This window comes from Nocardioides nitrophenolicus (genome assembly GCF_016907515.1).
GTDB lineage: Bacteria > Actinomycetota > Actinomycetes > Propionibacteriales > Nocardioidaceae > Nocardioides > Nocardioides nitrophenolicus.
In genome coordinates, this window is record NZ_JAFBBY010000001.1 from 53,756 (window position 1) to 69,624 (window position 15,869).

General features: G+C 72.5%; 15 protein-coding genes and 1 rRNA gene. 1 reads left to right on the forward strand and 15 read right to left on the reverse strand.

The annotated features are described in order from the left end of the window. Window positions 1-6: 6 nt before the first annotated feature. The 13 genes from JOD66_RS00280 to JOD66_RS00340 form a co-directional block, all read right to left on the reverse strand. The gene (locus tag JOD66_RS00280; RefSeq protein WP_372442821.1) at window positions 7-330 is read right to left on the reverse strand and encodes a hypothetical protein; all 324 of its coding nucleotides are present in this window, start codon (window positions 328-330) and stop codon (window positions 7-9) included. Window positions 331-332: 2 nt separating this feature from the next. Next, window positions 333-1,148 carry a ParA family protein gene (locus JOD66_RS00285; RefSeq protein ID WP_239545502.1) on the reverse strand — a complete coding sequence of 272 codons (816 nt, stop codon included), beginning with the start codon at window positions 1,146-1,148 and terminating at the stop codon, window positions 333-335. A 356-nt stretch (window positions 1,149-1,504) separates the two neighbouring features. Next, on the reverse strand, window positions 1,505-4,030 hold the full coding sequence (locus tag JOD66_RS00290) for a DEAD/DEAH box helicase (RefSeq protein WP_204834980.1): 2,526 nt from the start codon (window positions 4,028-4,030) through the stop codon (window positions 1,505-1,507). After that, the gene (locus JOD66_RS00295; protein WP_204834981.1) at window positions 4,023-4,976 is read right to left on the reverse strand and encodes a site-specific tyrosine recombinase XerD; all 954 of its coding nucleotides are present in this window, start codon (window positions 4,974-4,976) and stop codon (window positions 4,023-4,025) included. The genes JOD66_RS00290 and JOD66_RS00295 overlap by 8 nt, the downstream gene beginning before the upstream one ends. Window positions 4,977-5,006: 30 nt before the next feature. Then, a complete protein-coding gene (ald, locus tag JOD66_RS00300; RefSeq protein ID WP_204834982.1) occupies window positions 5,007-6,122 on the reverse strand; it encodes an alanine dehydrogenase in 1,116 nt (371 codons plus the stop codon). 136 nt (window positions 6,123-6,258) lie between these two features. Then, entirely contained in the window at window positions 6,259-6,744 is a 486-nt protein-coding gene (locus tag JOD66_RS29320) for an Lrp/AsnC family transcriptional regulator (RefSeq protein WP_307823204.1), read from the reverse strand. Beyond that, window positions 6,737-7,357: an NUDIX domain-containing protein gene (locus tag JOD66_RS00310; protein ID WP_204834984.1), complete on the reverse strand. Its 621-nt coding sequence runs from the start codon at window positions 7,355-7,357 to the stop codon at window positions 6,737-6,739. The genes JOD66_RS29320 and JOD66_RS00310 overlap by 8 nt, the downstream gene beginning before the upstream one ends. Window positions 7,358-7,363: 6 nt before the next feature. Further along, the gene (gene pyrG / locus JOD66_RS00315; protein ID WP_205126174.1) at window positions 7,364-9,073 is read right to left on the reverse strand and encodes a CTP synthase; all 1,710 of its coding nucleotides are present in this window, start codon (window positions 9,071-9,073) and stop codon (window positions 7,364-7,366) included. 37 nt (window positions 9,074-9,110) lie between these two features. Further along, window positions 9,111-10,865: a DNA repair protein RecN gene (gene recN / locus JOD66_RS00320; RefSeq protein ID WP_204834985.1), complete on the reverse strand. Its 1,755-nt coding sequence runs from the start codon at window positions 10,863-10,865 to the stop codon at window positions 9,111-9,113. Further along, window positions 10,862-11,827: an NAD kinase gene (locus JOD66_RS00325; RefSeq protein WP_204834986.1), complete on the reverse strand. Its 966-nt coding sequence runs from the start codon at window positions 11,825-11,827 to the stop codon at window positions 10,862-10,864. Before JOD66_RS00325 ends, recN begins: the two co-directional genes overlap by 4 nt. Beyond that, window positions 11,824-12,657 carry a TlyA family RNA methyltransferase gene (locus JOD66_RS00330; RefSeq protein ID WP_204834987.1) on the reverse strand — a complete coding sequence of 278 codons (834 nt, stop codon included), beginning with the start codon at window positions 12,655-12,657 and terminating at the stop codon, window positions 11,824-11,826. The genes JOD66_RS00325 and JOD66_RS00330 overlap by 4 nt, the downstream gene beginning before the upstream one ends. Then, a complete protein-coding gene (locus JOD66_RS00335; RefSeq protein WP_204834988.1) occupies window positions 12,657-12,839 on the reverse strand; it encodes a hypothetical protein in 183 nt (60 codons plus the stop codon). Before JOD66_RS00335 ends, JOD66_RS00330 begins: the two co-directional genes overlap by 1 nt. 9 nt (window positions 12,840-12,848) lie before the next feature. Continuing rightward, complete coding sequence (locus JOD66_RS00340) at window positions 12,849-13,889, reverse strand: HAD-IIA family hydrolase (protein WP_307823205.1); 1,041 nt, start codon at window positions 13,887-13,889, stop codon at window positions 12,849-12,851. Window positions 13,890-13,939: 50 nt separating this feature from the next. Between JOD66_RS00340 and JOD66_RS00345 the strand changes: the two genes are divergently transcribed. Next, window positions 13,940-15,091 carry a DUF1015 family protein gene (locus JOD66_RS00345; RefSeq protein ID WP_204834989.1) on the forward strand — a complete coding sequence of 384 codons (1,152 nt, stop codon included), beginning with the start codon at window positions 13,940-13,942 and terminating at the stop codon, window positions 15,089-15,091. On the opposite strand, the gene JOD66_RS00350 is transcribed toward JOD66_RS00345, so the two are convergent. Both JOD66_RS00350 and rrf read right to left on the reverse strand, forming a co-directional pair. Next, entirely contained in the window at window positions 15,051-15,416 is a 366-nt protein-coding gene (locus tag JOD66_RS00350; RefSeq protein WP_204834990.1) for a single-stranded DNA-binding protein, read from the reverse strand. The two genes, JOD66_RS00345 and JOD66_RS00350, sit on opposite strands and share 41 nt — an antisense overlap. Window positions 15,417-15,670: 254 nt before the next feature. Continuing rightward, window positions 15,671-15,787, reverse strand: a 5S ribosomal RNA gene (gene rrf, locus JOD66_RS00355). Between the last annotated feature and the right edge of the window lie 82 nt (window positions 15,788-15,869).

The window sequence follows — 15,869 nt, forward strand, 5'->3', positions numbered from 1 at the left end:
CCTGCATCATGACTCACGCAGGCGCCTGACCAGCGCGGAGCTCTCCCCCTCGGCCTCGAGCTCGCCCAGGACCAGGTGCAGCGCCTCGCGGACCAGGCGACCGCGGTCGACGGCCATGCCGTGCTCCCCGCGCAGGGTCAGCCGGGCCTGCTCCAGCTGCATCAGCTCCGCCGAGGAGACGTAGACCGTGATCTTCTCCTCGTGGCGGACCCGGCCGGTGGGACCCTTCGGCTGCTTCTCGGGTACGTTGGCGGGCGGGTCGGGAACGGCGCGCACCGCGGGACCCGGCGCGTCGGCGGTCGGCCGGAACAGGTCGTCCGCGGCCGGCATGCTCACACGTCGAGGCAACGGACCGCCACCTCCTTCGCGAGCTGGCGGTACGCCTCCGCCCCGCTCGAGCCGGAGGCGTACGACGTGATCGGCTCGCCGGCGACGGTGGAGTCGGAGAACTTCACCGTGCGTCGGATCACGGTGTGGAAGACCTGGTCGCCCCAGGCCTGCACCAGGCGCTCCAACACCTCGCGCCCGTGGAGGGTGCGGCCGTCGTACATGGTGCCGAGGACGCCGTCGACCTCCAGGCCGGGGTTGAGCCGCTGCTTGACCTTGTCGATGGTGGCCTTGAGCAGCGCGACGCCGCGCAGCGCGAAGTACTCGCACTCCAGCGGCACGATCACGCCGTCGGAGGCGGTGAGCGCGTTGACCGTCAGCAGGCCGAGCGAGGGCTGGCAGTCGATGAGGATGACGTCGTACTGCTCGATCGCCGGGGCGAGCACGCGCTTCAGCGTCTGCTCGCGGGCGACCTCGTGGACCAGCTGCACCTCGGCGGCGGACAGGTCGATGTTGGACGGCAGCAGGTCCATGCCCGGCACGCCGGAGGGCACCACGACCTCGTCGAGGGTGGCCTCCGGGTCCATGAGCAGGTTGTAGACCGTGCTCTCCATCTCGTGCGGGTTGAGGCCCAGGCCCACCGACAGCGAGCCCTGCGGGTCGAAGTCGACGAGCAGCACCTTGCGGCCGTACTCGGCCAGCGCCGCGCCCAGGTTGATGGTCGTCGTGGTCTTGCCGACGCCACCCTTCTGGTTGCACATCGAGATCACCCGGGCGTTCCCGTGGGCCGTCACCGGCTTCGGGTCGGGCAGCACCGGCATCGGCCGCCCGGTCGGGCCCAGCTCGCCGGACTGGGTCTGCACCGCCGCCGTCTCGGGCGCGGCGCGGTCCGGCAGTGGGAACTGCAGCGTCATCGCGTCCTCGCGCGTCGCCTCCCCGGTCACGGCCGCGTCCTCCGTGCCGAGCGGTACGTCGCTGCCGGGCGCCGGGATCGGCATCCTCGGCGGCATGTCGGGTGCACTGGATCCTCCGTAGAAGCCGACCATCGCCCTCACCTTTGTCTGAGTGGTTGCGGGCTCCTTCCCCAGAGCCCGGGACTCCTCCATCCAACAATGTCGACACGGCGACATTCGGGAGGCGCGCCGCGAGGAGTGCTCAGCCTTCGATCCCGGTCGCGCTAGCCGCCCAGCGCGCGCATCGCCTCGGTCCGGACGACGGCCTCGCCCGCCTCGTCGGACGCGGCGAGGTCGACCACGGCCTCGATGACCCAGTCGTGGTGGCCCTCGGGATCGTGCAGGGTCTGGACGACGCGCCACTCGCCGCTCGCGCTCCTGTCGACCGCGAGGAGCGCCGGTCCGCGGGCGTCGGCATCGGTGAGGAGCCGTTCATGCTCGTCGTAATACCCCTCGAGCGCCGCATCCCAACGGTCCGCGGTCATCTCCGATCCTTCGGGCTCCACCGCGGCGAGGGCGTCGACGTCGTCGCGGGCGACCAGCTCGACCCGGCGCCACAGCGCGTTGCGGACCATCACCTCGAAGACCCGGCCCTGCTGGCTCAGCGGTCGTGGTGGGGGCGGCGGCGCGTGGTCGTGGACCGCTCGCGACGCGTGCTCGGGGTCGCTGAGCGCCTCCCACTCGTCGAGCAGCGAGGAGTCGACCTGGCGCACCGTCTCCCCTAGCCACTCGACGAGCAGGTCCAGCTCCTCGGTGCGGTACGTCGCGGGCACGGTCTGGCGCAGCGCCCGGTAGGCGTCGGTGAGGTAGCGCAGCACCAGCCCCTCGGAGCGGGCCACCTGATAGCGCGAGACGAGGTCGGTGAAGCCCATCCCCTGCTCCCACATCTGCCGCACGACCGACTTGGGCGCCAGCGCGTCGGGCGCCAGCCAGGGATGCCGCTCGCGATAGGTCTCGAAGAGCGGCTCGAGCAGCTCGCTGAGCGGCTCGGGCCAGGTGATGTCCTCCACCAGGGCCATCCGCTCGTCGTACTCGACGCCCTCGGCCTTGAGTGCCGCGATCGCCTCGCCCCGGGCGGCGTGCCGCTGGGCCATCAGCAGCGGGCGCGGAGCCTCCAGAGTCGCCTCGACCACCGACACGATGTCGAGGGTGAAGGTCTCGGCGTCGGGGTCGAGCACGTCGAGCACAGCGAGCGCGAAGTGCGAGAGCGGCTGGTTGAGCGCGAAGTCCTCCGGCAGCGCCTCGGTGAGCACATAGCGCCGGCCGAAGGCGTCGACCTCGTCGAGCCGGGTCAGCACCTCGGAGGTGACCAGGCTGCGCGCCAGCCGGACCGCGCGCTTGGCCAGGCGGAGCTGGCTGCGCCGCTCCTCGTGGTTGTCCATCAGCAGTCGGCGCAGCACCGGGAAGGCGTCCTCCTCGCGGGAGAGCACGTTGACCAGCATCGCGTTGTCGACCTTCATCTGCGACTTCAGCGGGTCCGGCTTGCCGGCGACCAGCTTCTCGAAGGTCTGCTCGCTCCACACGACGGTGCCCTCGGGCGGCTTGCGCAGCTGCGGCTTGGACTTCTTCTTCGGGTTGGCGGCGTTCTTGGCCTCGGACTTGGCCTTCGCCTTCTCGTTGTCGATGACGTGCTCAGGGGCCTGGACGACGACATAGCCCGCCGTGTCGAAGCCGGCCCGCCCCGCGCGGCCGGCGATCTGCAGGAACTCGCGGGTCCGCAGCACCCGCTGCCGCGAGCCGTCGAACTTGGCCAGGCCGGTGAACAGCACCGTGCGGATCGGCACGTTGATGCCGACCCCGAGGGTGTCCGTGCCGCAGATGACCGTCAGCAGGCCGGCCTGCGCGAGCTGCTCGACGAGGCGGCGGTAGCGCGGCAGCATGCCGGCGTGGTGGACGCCGATCCCCTGCCGCAGCAGCTTGTTGAGGGTCTTGCCGAAGCCGGCGGCGAAGCGGACGCCGGCGATCCGCTCGGCGATCTGCTCCTTGCGCTCCTTCGGCACCACCAGGTCGAGCCGGCCCGGGCCGCTGAGCAGCGACACGGCGTGCTCGACGGCGGCGGCCTGGGTGAAGTGGACGACGTACACGGGGCCCTGGCCGGTGGTGACCAGCTCGGTGAGCTTCTCCCCCATCGGCTCCAGGGACCACGAGAAGTCCAGCGGGACGGGGCGCTCGGCCTGGTCGACGATGGTCGTGTCGCGGCCGTTGCGGCGGGTCAGGTCGGCGGCGAGCTCGGTGGTGTCGCCGAGGGTGGCCGACATGAGCAGGAACTGCGCCTGGGGCAGCTCGATGAGCGGCACCTGCCAGGCCCAGCCGCGGCCCGGCTCGCCGTAGAAGTGGAACTCGTCCATCACGACCATGCCGACGTCGGCCCGGTCGCCCTCGCGCAGCGCGATGTTGGCGAGCACCTCCGCGGTGCACGCGATGACCGGGGCGTCGGCGTTGACCGCGACGTCGCCGGTGAGCATGCCGACGTCGGCGGCGCCGAAGATCTCGACCAGGTCGAAGAACTTCTCGCTCACCAGCGCCTTGATCGGCGCGGTGTAGAAGGTCACCCGGTCATCGGCGAGCGCCCCCATCGCGGCCGCCATCGCGACCAGCGACTTGCCGGATCCGGTCGGCGTCGCGAGCACCACGTTGTCACCCGCCAGCAGCGCGAGGATCGCGTCCTCCTGGTGGGGGTAGAGGGTCAGCCCCTGTCTCTCGGTGTGCGCCAGGATCCGGTCGTACGCCGCGTCACTCGACTCAGCCATGGCGCGCCCTCGGGTGCGCGGTGGCGAACACCTCGCGCAGGTTGTCGACGGTGACGAGCGTGTAGACCTGCGTCGTGGTGACCGACGCGTGCCCGAGCAGCTCCTGGACCACGCGCACGTCGGCGCCGCCGTCGAGCAGGTGGGTGGCGAACGAGTGGCGCAGCGTGTGGGGCGAGACGTCGCGGGTCACCCCCGCCCGCTCGGCGGCCTTGACCAGCACCGCCCACGCCGACTGGCGCGAGAGCCGGCCACCGCGGGCGTTGAGGAGGAGCGCGGGCGTCGCGGCCGAGACGAGCGCGGGCCGCCCCCGCACCAGGTACGCCGACAGCGCGGCCCGTGCGTACGACCCGACCGGCACCAGTCGCTCCTTGCCGCCCTTGCCGCGCAGCAGCAGGGTCGCGTCGCCCGGGTCGAGGTCCGGCTCGGCGAGATGGCTGACGTCGTCGACGTCGAGCCCGACCGCCTCGGAGATCCGGGCGCCCGTGCCGTAGAGGATCTCGAGCAGCGCCCGGTCCCGCAGCGCGAGCGGGGTGTCCGGCGCACCGGCGGCCTCCAGGATCGCCTCGACGTCGGCCAGGGGCAGCGCCTTGGGCAGCCGCTTCGCCGGGCTCGGCGGCTTGACCGCCGCGGCCGGGTCGACCCGGGCCAGCCCGTCGGCGACCGCGAACCTGTGGAAGCCGCGGACCGCCACCACCGTGCGCGCGGCGCTCGACGCGCTCAGCGGCGGGTGGTCGGCGTCGCCCTCGCGCAGCCGCATCAGGAACTCGGTGACGGTGGCCTCCGTGACCGCGTCCAGCGAGTCGATCCCGGCGGCGGCGAGGTGGGCGCGGTAGCGGCGCAGGTCGCGCTGGTAAGACGTCAGCGTGTTGGCCGCCAGCCCCTTCTCGACCGCGAGGTGGTCCAGGTACGTGCGGACCGCCCGGTCCACCGCGCCTGGTCCACTCACGCGGTCAGGTTAGGCCATGGCGCCGACCCGTCAGGCCAGCGCCTCCGCGACCGGCACCGCGGCGATGCCCGTGGCCTCGCCCACCGGGGCGTTGGTCAGCAGGCCCGCGTGGGTGTTGAGGCCCAGGGCCAGGCTGGCGTCGGCACGGCACGCGTCGGCCCAGCCCTTGTCGGCCAACGCCACGGCGTACGGCAGGGTGGCGTTGGTCAGCGCATAGGTAGACGTGTTGGGCACCGCCCCCGGCATGTTGGCCACGCAGTAGAAGGTCGAGTCGTGCACCTGGTACGTCGGGTCGGCGTGCGTGGTGGGCCGGGTGTCCTCGAAGCAGCCGCCCTGGTCGACCGCGATGTCGACCAGCACCGAGCCGGGCTTCATCCGGGAGACCAGCTCGTTGGAGACCAGCTTGGGCGCCGCCGCGCCGGGGATCAGCACCGCGCCGATCACCATGTCGGCCTCCATCACCTGCTGCTCGATGGCCAGCTTCGACGAGGCCAGGCCGTGGACCCGGTTGTTGTAACGCCAGAAGGACATCCGCAGCTTGTCGAGGTCGGTGTCGAGCAGCGTGACGTCGGCGCCCATGCCGAGCGCGATGTTGGCGGCGTTCTGGCCGGAGACGCCGGCGCCGATGATCACCACCTTGGCGTTGGCGACCCCGCCCACGCCGCCCATCAGCACGCCGCGGCCGCCCTGGGCCTTCATCAGCGAGTAGGCGCCGACCTGCGGCGCCAGGCAGCCGGCGACCTCGGACATCGGGTACAGCAGCGGCAGCGCGCCCGAGGGCAGCTGCACCGTCTCGTAGGCGATCGCGGTGACCTTGCGCGCGATCAGCTCCTCGGTGAGCGCCTTGTCGGCGGCGAGGTGGAGATAGGTGAACAGCACCTGCCCCTCGCGCATCCGGGCGTACTCCTCGGCGATCGGCTCCTTGACCTTGAGGACCATGTCGGCCGTGCCCCACACCGCGTCCGCGTCGGGGAGGATCGTCGCGCCCGAGGCGACGTAGTCGTCGTCGGAGATCTGGGAGCCGACGCCGGCGCCGGCCTGGATGACGACCTCGTGGCCGTGGGCGACCAGCTCGTGCACGCCGATCGGCGTGATCGCCACCCGGTACTCGTTGTTCTTGACTTCCTGGGGCACGCCGACGCGCATCTGGATTCCTCCCGGTCACGGAATCCGTCGCGGATTCCCCTGTGGAGAGAAATGATGAAGATCAGTCGAGCCAGCCGCCAGAGGCTAGAGCGAAAATTCGCGGCCGGCACGGAAAGCCGGATCGGATCGTCGGCGATCAGGCCTGAGACGGACGCCGCGCCGAAGCCTGTTCGGCCGGTCGGCCGCGCAGGTGCTCGAAGATCAGGCTGGTCTCGGTCATCGCGACGTCGCGGGTGCCACTGAGGTGGTTGAGCACGAACTCCCGCAGCTCCTCCGAGCCCGCCGTGGCGACGTGGATCAGGAAGTCGTCGGCCCCGGCCAGGAAGTAGACGTTGAGCACCTCGGGCAGGGTCGCCATCGCCTGCGCGAAGGCACTCAGCTCGCCCCGGGCGTGGGGGCGCAGCCGCACCGAGATCATCGCCTGCAGCGGCCGGCCGATGCTGGCCTGGTCGATCTCGGCGTGCGCGCCCCGGATCACTCCTCGCTCGAAGAGCGAGCGGACCCGGCCGTGACAGGTGGACGGCGCGATGCCGACCCGGGCGGCCAGCACGTTGTTGGCCACCCGGGCGTCGTCCTGGAGCTCGCGGACGATCGCGGCGTCGATCGGGTCGAGGTCAGCCACGCCCGGCCTGCCGATCACGGCGGACCTGGACGGCGAGCACCGCCTGCACCACCGGGCCGTCGGACACCTCGCCGGCGAGGATGGCGTCGACCAGGTCGGCGAAGGGCACCCAGAGCACCTCGAGATCGGCCTCCTCGTGGCGCAGCTCGAAGTCGCCCCGGTCGGCGGGCGAGAGGTCCTCGGCGAGGTAGTAGTGGATCCGCTCCGCGGAGTAGCCCGGCGAGCTGAGCGTCGACAGCAGGTGGGTCCACCGCTCGGCCGCCAGCGCCGCCTCCTCGCGCAGCTCGCGCCGGGCGACGTCCTCGGGATCCTCGCCCGGGTGGTCGATCACCCCCGCCGGCAGCTCCACCAGCCGGGCCTGCGCGGGATGCCGGTACTGCCTGATGCACAGCACCCGGTCCTCGGCGTCGATCGCCAGGATCACCGCGGCCCCCGGGTGCTCGAGCACCAGGCGCCGGAAGGGCTCCTCGTGGTCGGCGCCCGGGCGGCGGATCAGGTCGGAGCGGAAGGCCACCACCCAGTCGTCGCGGTGCAGGTCAACGCTGTCCTCGACCGGCCACGACTCAGGGGTGTCACGGAGCACCTGCGCACCCCGGGGCTCACGCTGTGTCATTCGGTGTCACTCGGTGTCGGTCGGCTCGGCGTGCAGGTTGGTGTCGTCGATCTCCAGGCGGGTCTCGCGCTGGCGCTTGATGGCGGCGCCGACGAGGCCCGCGAACAGCGGGTGCGGGCGGGTCGGGCGCGAGCGCAGCTCGGGGTGGGCCTGGGTGCCGATGTAGTAGGGGTGGACCTCGCGCGGGAGCTCGACGAACTCCACCAGGTCGAGGTCGGGGTTGAGCCCGGAGAAGACCAGGCCGGCCTCCTCGAGCTGGCCCCGGTAGGCGTTGTTGACCTCGTAGCGGTGGCGGTGCCGCTCCTCGATCACCTCGGCGCCGTAGACCTCCCGGGCCAGGGTGCCCGCCTTGAGCTGGGCGGGGTACAGGCCCAGCCGCATGGTGCCGCCGAGGTCACCGGCGCCCTCGACGATGGACTTCTGCTCCTCCATCGTCGCGATCACCGGCTCCGGGGTGTCGGGGTCGAACTCGGTCGAGCCGGCCTTGGTCAGGCCCAGCTCGGTGCGGGCGTACTCGATCACCATCGACTGCAGGCCCAGGCACAGGCCCAGGGTCGGGATCTCGTGCGCCCGGGCGTAGGTCAGCGCGCCCAGCTTGCCCTCGAGGCCACGGATGCCGAACCCACCCGGGACGCAGATCCCGTCGACGTCGGAGAGGTGCTTGGCGGCGCCCGCCGGCGTCTCGCAGTCGTCGGAGGCGACCCAGCGGATCTCCACCTTCGCCTCGTGGGCGAAGCCACCCGCCCGCAGCGCCTCACTCACCGAGAGGTAGGCGTCGTGCAGGTCGATGTACTTGCCGACCAGGGCGATGGTGACGTCCTCCTTGGGGTGGTGCACCCGGCGGAGCAGGTCGTCCCAGACCGTCCAGTCGACGTCGCGGAAGGGCAGGTTGAGCCGGCGCACGACGTACGCGTCGAGGCCCTGGCGGTGCAGCACCTTGGGGATGTCGTAGATCGACGGCGCGTCGGCGGCCGTGACCACGGCCTCCTGGTCGACGTCGCACATCAGCGAGATCTTCTTCTTGATGCTCTCCGGCAGCTCCCGGTCGGCGCGGCAGACCACCGCGTCGGGCTGGATGCCGACCTGGCGCAGCGCGGCGACGGAGTGCTGGGTGGGCTTGGTCTTCAGCTCGCCCGACGGGCCGATGAACGGCACCAGCGAGACGTGCAGGAAGAAGCAGTTGTCACGACCGATGTCGTGGCGCACCTGGCGCGCGGCCTCGAGGAAGGGCAGCGACTCGATGTCGCCGACGGTGCCGCCGATCTCGGTGATCACCACGTCCACCGGCTCCTCGCCGTAGCCCATGGCGAGGATCCGGTCCTTGATCTCATTGGTGATGTGGGGGATCACCTGGACGGTGTCGCCGAGGTAGTCGCCGCGGCGCTCCTTGGCGATCACCGAGGAGTAGACCTGCCCGGTGGTGACATTGGCGATCTGGTTGAGGTCGGTGTCGAGGAAGCGCTCGTAGTGACCGATGTCGAGGTCGGTCTCCGCGCCGTCGTTGGTCACGAAGACCTCGCCGTGCTGGAACGGGTTCATCGTCCCGGGATCGACGTTGAGGTAGGGGTCGAGCTTCTGCATCGTGACCCGCAGCCCGCGCGAGCGCAGCAGCCGGCCGAGGCTGGAGGCGGTCAGGCCCTTGCCCAGCGAGGAGGCGACGCCTCCGGTGACGAAGACGTGCTTTGCCTGTCGATTCGAACCACTACCCGGCGCCATGTTCACGGGATTCCATCCTACGTCATGAGTGGCTGATTCAGCGTGCTCGCGGGGCGTTTCGCGCCAGCTCGAGCAGCTCGCGGGCGTGGGCGAGGGCGGTGTCGGACTCCGCGAGGCCCGCCAGCATCCGCGACAGCTCCCGCTCGCGGCCCGCGTCGTCGAGCGTGACCAGGCCCGAGCTCGTCACCGACCCGTCGCTGGACTTCTCCACCAGCACGTGGCGGTCGGCGAAGGCGGCGACCTGGGGCAGGTGGGTCACGACCAGAACCTGGGCGTCGTCGGCCAGCGTGGCCAGCCGCCGCCCGATCTCGACCGCCGCCGCGCCGCCCACCCCGGAGTCGACCTCGTCGAAGACGAAGGTCGGCACCGGACTGGTGCCGGCCAGGCAGACCTCGACCGCCAGCATCACCCGCGACAGCTCGCCGCCCGACGCGCCCTTGTGGAGCGGCCGCGGCTCGGAGCCGGTGTTGGCGGCCAGCAGGAACTCGACCTCGTCGAGCCCGCTGCGCCCGAACCTCACCCAGCGCTCCCCCACCTGCAGCAGGTCGGCCGGCGGGTGCTCCGGGTCGGCCGGCGGCTCCGCCGCCCGCGGCGAGACCCGGATGGTCACCACGGCGTGCGGCATCGCCAGCAGGGTGAGCTCGTCGGACACCGCCGTCCCGAGCCGCTTGGCCGCCTTGACCCGCGCCTCGCTCAGCCGGCCGCCGGCCTGGGCGAGCTCGACACGCAGCCGGGACGCCTCCGCGCTCAGCTCCTTGATCTTGTCGTCGGTCGAGTCGAGGTCGAGCAGCCGCATCGCCGACCGCTCGGCCCAGGCGAGCACCTCGTCGACCGTGTCGCCGTACTTGCGGGTCAGCCCGATCAGCGCCGCGCGCCGCTCGGACACCGCCGCCAGGCGGGCCGGATCGGTGTCGATCCGGGTGGCGTACGACGCCACGTCGGCCGCGACGTCCGACAGCAGGTAGCTCACCTCGGCCACCCGGTCGGCCAGTGCCGCCGCCTCGGGGTCGTGGTCGCGCACCCCCTCGAGCAGTCCGCGCGCCGCCGCGACGGCGCCCAGCGCATCGGGTGAGCCGTGCTCGCTGGAGAGCGCCTCGCGGGCCTGCTCGGCCGCGCCGCGCAGGGTGTCGGCGTGCCCCAGCCGCGCCTCCTCGGCCGCCAGCTCGGCATCCTCGCCCGGCTGCGGCGCCACCGCCTCGACCTCGTCGACCCCGAACCGCAGCAGGTCGGCCTCCCGGGCCCGCTCCCGCGCCGTCGCGACCACCTCGGCGAGCTCCCTCTCGGTGGCCACCAGCCGGTCGTGGACCTTGCCGTAGGTCGCGAGCAGCTTGTCGAGCGCCCCGAACCGGTCCAGCGCCTGACGCTGGGTCTGCGCCTTGAGCAGCCGGTGCTGGTCGGACTGCCCGTGGACCGCCACCAGCGGCTCGGCGATCTCGGCCAGGGTCGCGACCGGCACCGCCGCGCCGCCCGCGAACGCCCGGGACCGGCCCTCGGCGCTCACATTGCGCGCCAGCACCACCCCGTCGTCCTCGGCCTCGCCCCCGGCCTCCTCGACCGCGCTCACCAGGTCGGGCAGCGAGCGCGCCGCCACCAGCCCCTCGACCCGGGCCTGCTTCGCGCCCGCCCGCACCGCGCCGCTGTCGGCCCGGCCGCCCAGCAGCAGCCCCAGCGCCGTCACCACCATGGTCTTGCCGGCACCGGTCTCGCCGGTGATCACGGTCAGGCCGGGCCCCAGCTCGAGCGTCGAGGAGTCGATGACCCCGAGCGAGCTGATCCGGATCTCCTCGATCATGCGTCCTCCCCCCGGGAGCGCGCCTCCCGGCGCTGCTCCGCCGCGCCCCGCCAGCCCTCGACGGAGAGCCCGAACTTCGCCACCAGCCGGTCGGCGAAGGGCGCGGAGTGCAGCCGGACCAGCCGCACCGGCCGCTGCCCCCGGCTCACCTCGATCCGCGCCCCCGGCGGCAGGTCGACGCTGCGCCGCCCGTCGCACCACAGCACCCCGGAGCCCTGGTTGCCCTCGAGCACCTCGATCGCGATCACCGACGACGGCGCCACCACCATCGGCCGCGCGAACAGCGCGTGCGCGCTCAGCGGCACGATGCACAGCGCCTCGACCTGAGGCCACACGATCGGGCCGCCGGCGCTGAAGTTGTAGGCCGTCGACCCGGTCGGCGTCGCGCACACCACCCCGTCGCAGCCCCAGCGCGACAGCGGTCGGTCGTCGATCTCGACCACCACCTCGAGCATCCGCTCCCGCGCCGCCTTCTCCACGCTCGCCTCGTTGACCGCGAAGGTCGCGTAGACGAGCTGGCCGCCGACGTACGCCTTCACGTCGAGGGTGAGCCGGTCCTCGGTGGTGTAGCGCTGTTCGACGATCGCCTCGATCGTCGCCGCCACGTCCTCGTGCTCGGCCTCGGCGAGGAAGCCGACATGTCCCAGGTTGACGCCCAGCACCGGCGTCGAGCGCTGATGGGTCACCTCGGCCGCGCGCAGGATGCTGCCGTCGCCGCCGATCACCACGGTCAGCTCGCAGCCGTGGCTCGCGTCGGACTCCGAGTCGGTCAGCTCGACCTCCGGGACATACGCCTCCGGCTCCAGGTCCAGGTCCTCGGCCTCGTGGCGCAGCAGCCGCACCACGATGCCGTGGCCACTCAGCTCCTTGACGAAGGCGCGCGCGACCTCGCGGGCCTCGGCCCGCCCGGTGTGGGCGAGCACCAGCACCCGGCGCGGGACCTGGCTCGTCGCGGACGTCATGGGCTCACCCTCTCATCCGGGTCCGACGTTCCGCGCCGGACGATCGCCGCCATGGACTCCTCGTCCAGCTCGGCCGGCCCGTGCCGCAGCCACAGGAAGAACTCCACATTGCCCGAGGGCCCCGGCAGCGGGCTCACGGTCACCGCCCGCGCGCCCCAGCCGCGCTCGGCCGCCGCCCGTGCGACGCCCAGCACCGTCTCCGCCCACAGCTCCGGGTCGCGGACCACGCCGCCCTTCCCCAGGCGGTCCTTGCCGACCTCGAACTGCGGCTTGACCATCAGCGCGAGGTCGCCGTCGGGGTGAGTCACGCCCAGCAGCGCGTCCAGCACCAACGTCAGCGAGATGAACGACAGGTCGCCGACCACCAGGTCCACCGGGCCGCCGATGTCGTCGATGGTCAGGGTGCGGACGTTCGTCCGGTCGTGCACCACCACCCGGTCGTGCTGCTGCAGCGACCAGTGCAGCTGCCCGTAGCCCACGTCGACCGCGACCACCTCGGCCGCCCCGGACCGCAGCAGCACGTCGGTGAAGCCGCCGGTCGACGCCCCCGCGTCCAGGCACCGCCGGCCCTCGACGCGCAGGCCCAGCGGTCCGAAGGCCGCCAGCGCCCCCACCAGCTTGTGGGCGCCCCGCGACACGTAGTCGGGGCCGTGCTCGCCCTCCTTGACCACGATCGCGACGTCCGTCGTCACCCCCGTCGCCGGCTTGGACGCCACCGCCCCGGCCACCTTCACCCGGCCCTCCGCGATCAGCTGGGCGGCGCGCTCGCGCGACGGCGCCAGCCCGCGGCGGACCAGCTCCGCGTCGAGGCGCAGTCGGCGCGGCGGCACTACGGGACGGCCGGTGCGGCCGGTGGGTTGTCGAGGGTGCGCCGGAGCTCGCCGTGCGCCTCCTCCAGCACGCTCGCGTGCTCCTCGAGCGGGCGCTCGGCCAGACCCGCCACGAGGTCGAGCACCCGGTCGACGGCATCGATCCCGGTCGGCGTGGGCGCCGGAACTGGTACCTCGGTCATGGCCCGAGGCTACCGCGCCCCCGACCCCGTTCCGGGGACCCGTGCCGCACCGATGTCGGGCACCGCGCCCGTCTCGTCCTGGTGCTGCCACGCCGCCACGGCCGCCACCCGCCACCAGTCGTCGACGCTCAGGCTCGCCTGGTCGTCCGGTCCCGACCGCACCGGCTCGACCACGAGCCGGCCGTCCTCGACCCGCCCGAGCCACCCACCGAGCCGCCAGCCGTCCGGCACCCGCTCCGGCGCCTGGTGGGCCACGGACAGCCCGCCGAGGTCGCGCGCCAGATAGCTGGGGCGCTCCCCCGGCCGCGCCGCCACCAGCTCGGCCAGCCCGGTCACCCCGGTCAGCACCAGCAGGGAGTCGACCCCCGCGTTCCGTGCGCCCTCGATGTCGGTGTCGAGCCGGTCCCCGACCATCAGCGGCCGCCGGCCGCCCACCCGGCGTACGGTCTCGTCGAGCAGCGGCCGCGCCGGCTTGCCCGCGACCTGGGGCGTGACGCCGGTGTACCGCTCCATCATCTCGACCAGGACGCCGTGCCCCGGCGCGGTGCCGTACGACGTCGGAATGGTCAGGTCCGTATTGCTCGCCACCCACGGCAGTCCGTCGCGCACCCGCACCGCGGCCCGCATGATCTCGTGCCAGCGCAGGTCGGGTCCGTAGCCACTCACCGCCGCGACCGCGTCCGCCTCTACAGCGACCGGGACTAGACCCGCCTCCTCCAACGCACTCTCCAGTCCCGGTCCGCCCAGGCACAGCACCCGGGCACCGGGACCGAACCGCTCCACCAGCAGCCGCGCCGCCGCCTGCGCGCTCGTCACCACGTCCTCGGTCCGCGCCGTCACCCCCAGCTCCCGGAGATGCTCGGCCACCACAGCCGCCGACCGCGAGGCGTTGTTGGTGATGAAGGCGACCCGCATCCCGGCCTCCCGGGCGCCGGCGATGTGCCCCGCGGCGCCCGGGACCGCTTCCCGCCCGATGTAGACCACGCCATCCAGGTCGAGCATCGCCAGGTCATAGGCACCGGTCAGGGCATCCGCTGATGTGAGCAACACGAGCCCCACCTTGCCAGCCCGCACCACCACTCGCTCCGTACGATGCCCTGATGGACGCAACCACCCTCGTGACCCCGCCCTATGTGGCCGGTCCGTTGCGTCTGGAGCCCTTCGCCGCACTGATGCTCGCGCCGGCTCGGGTCGGCAACCCGACCACCGGCCGCGCCTTCGCCCGGCCCTACAAGGACGTCTCGGCCCGCCTCCTGCGCTGGCAGGCCCGCGGCCTGGTCACCGCCGACACCGAGCCGGCGCTCTACCTGCACGAGTACAGCTCCAACGGCATGACCGTCCGCGGCCTCGTCGGCGCCCTCGACGTCTCCCGCCGCGCCGCGCACGCCGCCGACCGGGCGGTCCTGCCCCACGAGGGGATCCACCCCACCCAGGCCGACGAGCTCGCCGACCGGATGGACGAGATGCAGCTCAACCCCGCGCCCATCCTCCTCGTCCACCAGGGCAGCCCGCGCCTGCGCGAGATCGTCGCCACCATCTCCGCCCGCGAGCCCGACCACGCCTTCACCGACCGCGGCGGCCAGGAGCACCGGATCTGGGCCGAGCGCGCGCCGGAGACCCTCGACGCGATCGCCGCCGAGCTGGCCGACGGCCGCGCGCTCATCGCCGACGGACACCACCGCTACGCGGCCTATCTCCGGCTCCAGCGCCGCCGTGTCGGCGCCCCCATGGGCCCCCGCCCCACCGACCTCGGCCTCGCGATGCTCGTCGACCAGACGGACACGCCCCTCTTCCTCGGCCCGATTCATCGCACCCTCAGCGGCACCTCCCTCGAGGACCTGCGCGACGCGGCCGAGACGCTCGGTCTCGACTACCACGACGCGACGCAGGCCGACGCCGTCCATGCCCTGTCGTCCGCGCGGCTCGCCGCCACCGACGGTGAGCGGTGGGCCGTCGTCGACCTGGCCATCGGGCCCGACGAGGCGGCCGTGGAGGCGCTCCACCACCGGATCGTCCCGGCGCTGCCCCACGGCCCAGCAGCGATCTCCTACCACCACACCGTCGACGAGGCGCTGGGCGGCGCCCGCCAGGAGGCGATCGCGGTCCTGATGCCCGCACCCTCCGTGGGGCTGGTCCTCCGCGTCGCCGAAGCGGACCGACTGCTGCCCGAGAAGGCCACCTCCTTCCAGCCCAAGCCGAGCCTCGGCGTCCTCATCCGGTCGCTGCGCGACGCAGCACCCGCGCCGTCGTGACCTCGACCTCCATCCGCGAGCCCACGGACCCGCCGGTGCGGTAGAACCGCCGCCGCAGCGCGCCCTCGACACCCACCACGTCGTCGGCGTGCCAGCTCCCCATCGACCGGCGCACCTTCGACGTCCAGCCCGCCAGCTCGATGACGTCGACCGACGGGCCCTTGCGCCCCGATGCCAGCATCCTGATCTCCGCCCGCGGCACGATCAAGCGACAGGTCCACAGCCGATCGCCACTCGGCAGCACTCGCTCCTGAGGGTCGGCCGCCAACCGACCCCGCAACTGCACCGTGTTCGCCGTCTCCGGCGTCTCGTCCTCCGTCGACATCGGCCGACCACCTTCCACACCTCACCCGGGAGCCCCGATGGCTCGCTCACGTGACGATCTTGCGCACCACCCCCGACACGCGCCAACGCCCCCGACGACGGCTGTGGACCACGAGCCCCGCCATCCCTCCTGGGGACGAACAACGCACCTGATCAGCACTCGTGGGGCACATGAGACGTCCGTGCATGGTCGCGAATGGGCCGAAAAAGCACTCAGGGCCAGCACTCGAAAGTGCTGGCCCTGAGCCAATGTTTGTCCGGCGGCGTCCTACTCTCCCACATCCTCTCGGTTGCAGTACCATCGGCGCTGGCAGGCTTAACTTCCGGGTTCGGGATGGGACCGGGTGTTTCCCTGCCGCTATGGCCGCCGTAACTCTATGAACCCCATGTATGTCTGGGGTTGGTCTTCTTCATGTGGACGCGCGCACCAACACAGTGCAGTCGTGCTTGTTGA

Coding starts and splice junctions, on each gene's coding strand:
- JOD66_RS00290 (WP_204834980.1), bottom strand. CDS start 4,030: ATGGCTGAGTCGAGTGACGCGGCGTACGACCGGATCCTGGCGCACACC.
- ald (WP_204834982.1), bottom strand. CDS start 6,122: ATGCGCGTCGGCGTGCCCCAGGAAGTCAAGAACAACGAGTACCGGGTG.
- JOD66_RS00285 (WP_239545502.1), bottom strand. CDS start 1,148: ATGCCGGTGCTGCCCGACCCGAAGCCGGTGACGGCCCACGGGAACGCC.
- JOD66_RS00325 (WP_204834986.1), bottom strand. CDS start 11,827: ATGACGTCCGCGACGAGCCAGGTCCCGCGCCGGGTGCTGGTGCTCGCC.
- recN (WP_204834985.1), bottom strand. CDS start 10,865: ATGATCGAGGAGATCCGGATCAGCTCGCTCGGGGTCATCGACTCCTCG.
- pyrG (WP_205126174.1), bottom strand. CDS start 9,073: ATGGCGCCGGGTAGTGGTTCGAATCGACAGGCAAAGCACGTCTTCGTC.
- JOD66_RS00335 (WP_204834988.1), bottom strand. CDS start 12,839: ATGACCGAGGTACCAGTTCCGGCGCCCACGCCGACCGGGATCGATGCC.
- JOD66_RS00345 (WP_204834989.1), top strand. CDS start 13,940: ATGGACGCAACCACCCTCGTGACCCCGCCCTATGTGGCCGGTCCGTTG.
- JOD66_RS00350 (WP_204834990.1), bottom strand. CDS start 15,416: ATGTCGACGGAGGACGAGACGCCGGAGACGGCGAACACGGTGCAGTTG.
- JOD66_RS00280 (WP_372442821.1), bottom strand. CDS start 330: ATGCCGGCCGCGGACGACCTGTTCCGGCCGACCGCCGACGCGCCGGGT.
- JOD66_RS00310 (WP_204834984.1), bottom strand. CDS start 7,357: ATGACACAGCGTGAGCCCCGGGGTGCGCAGGTGCTCCGTGACACCCCT.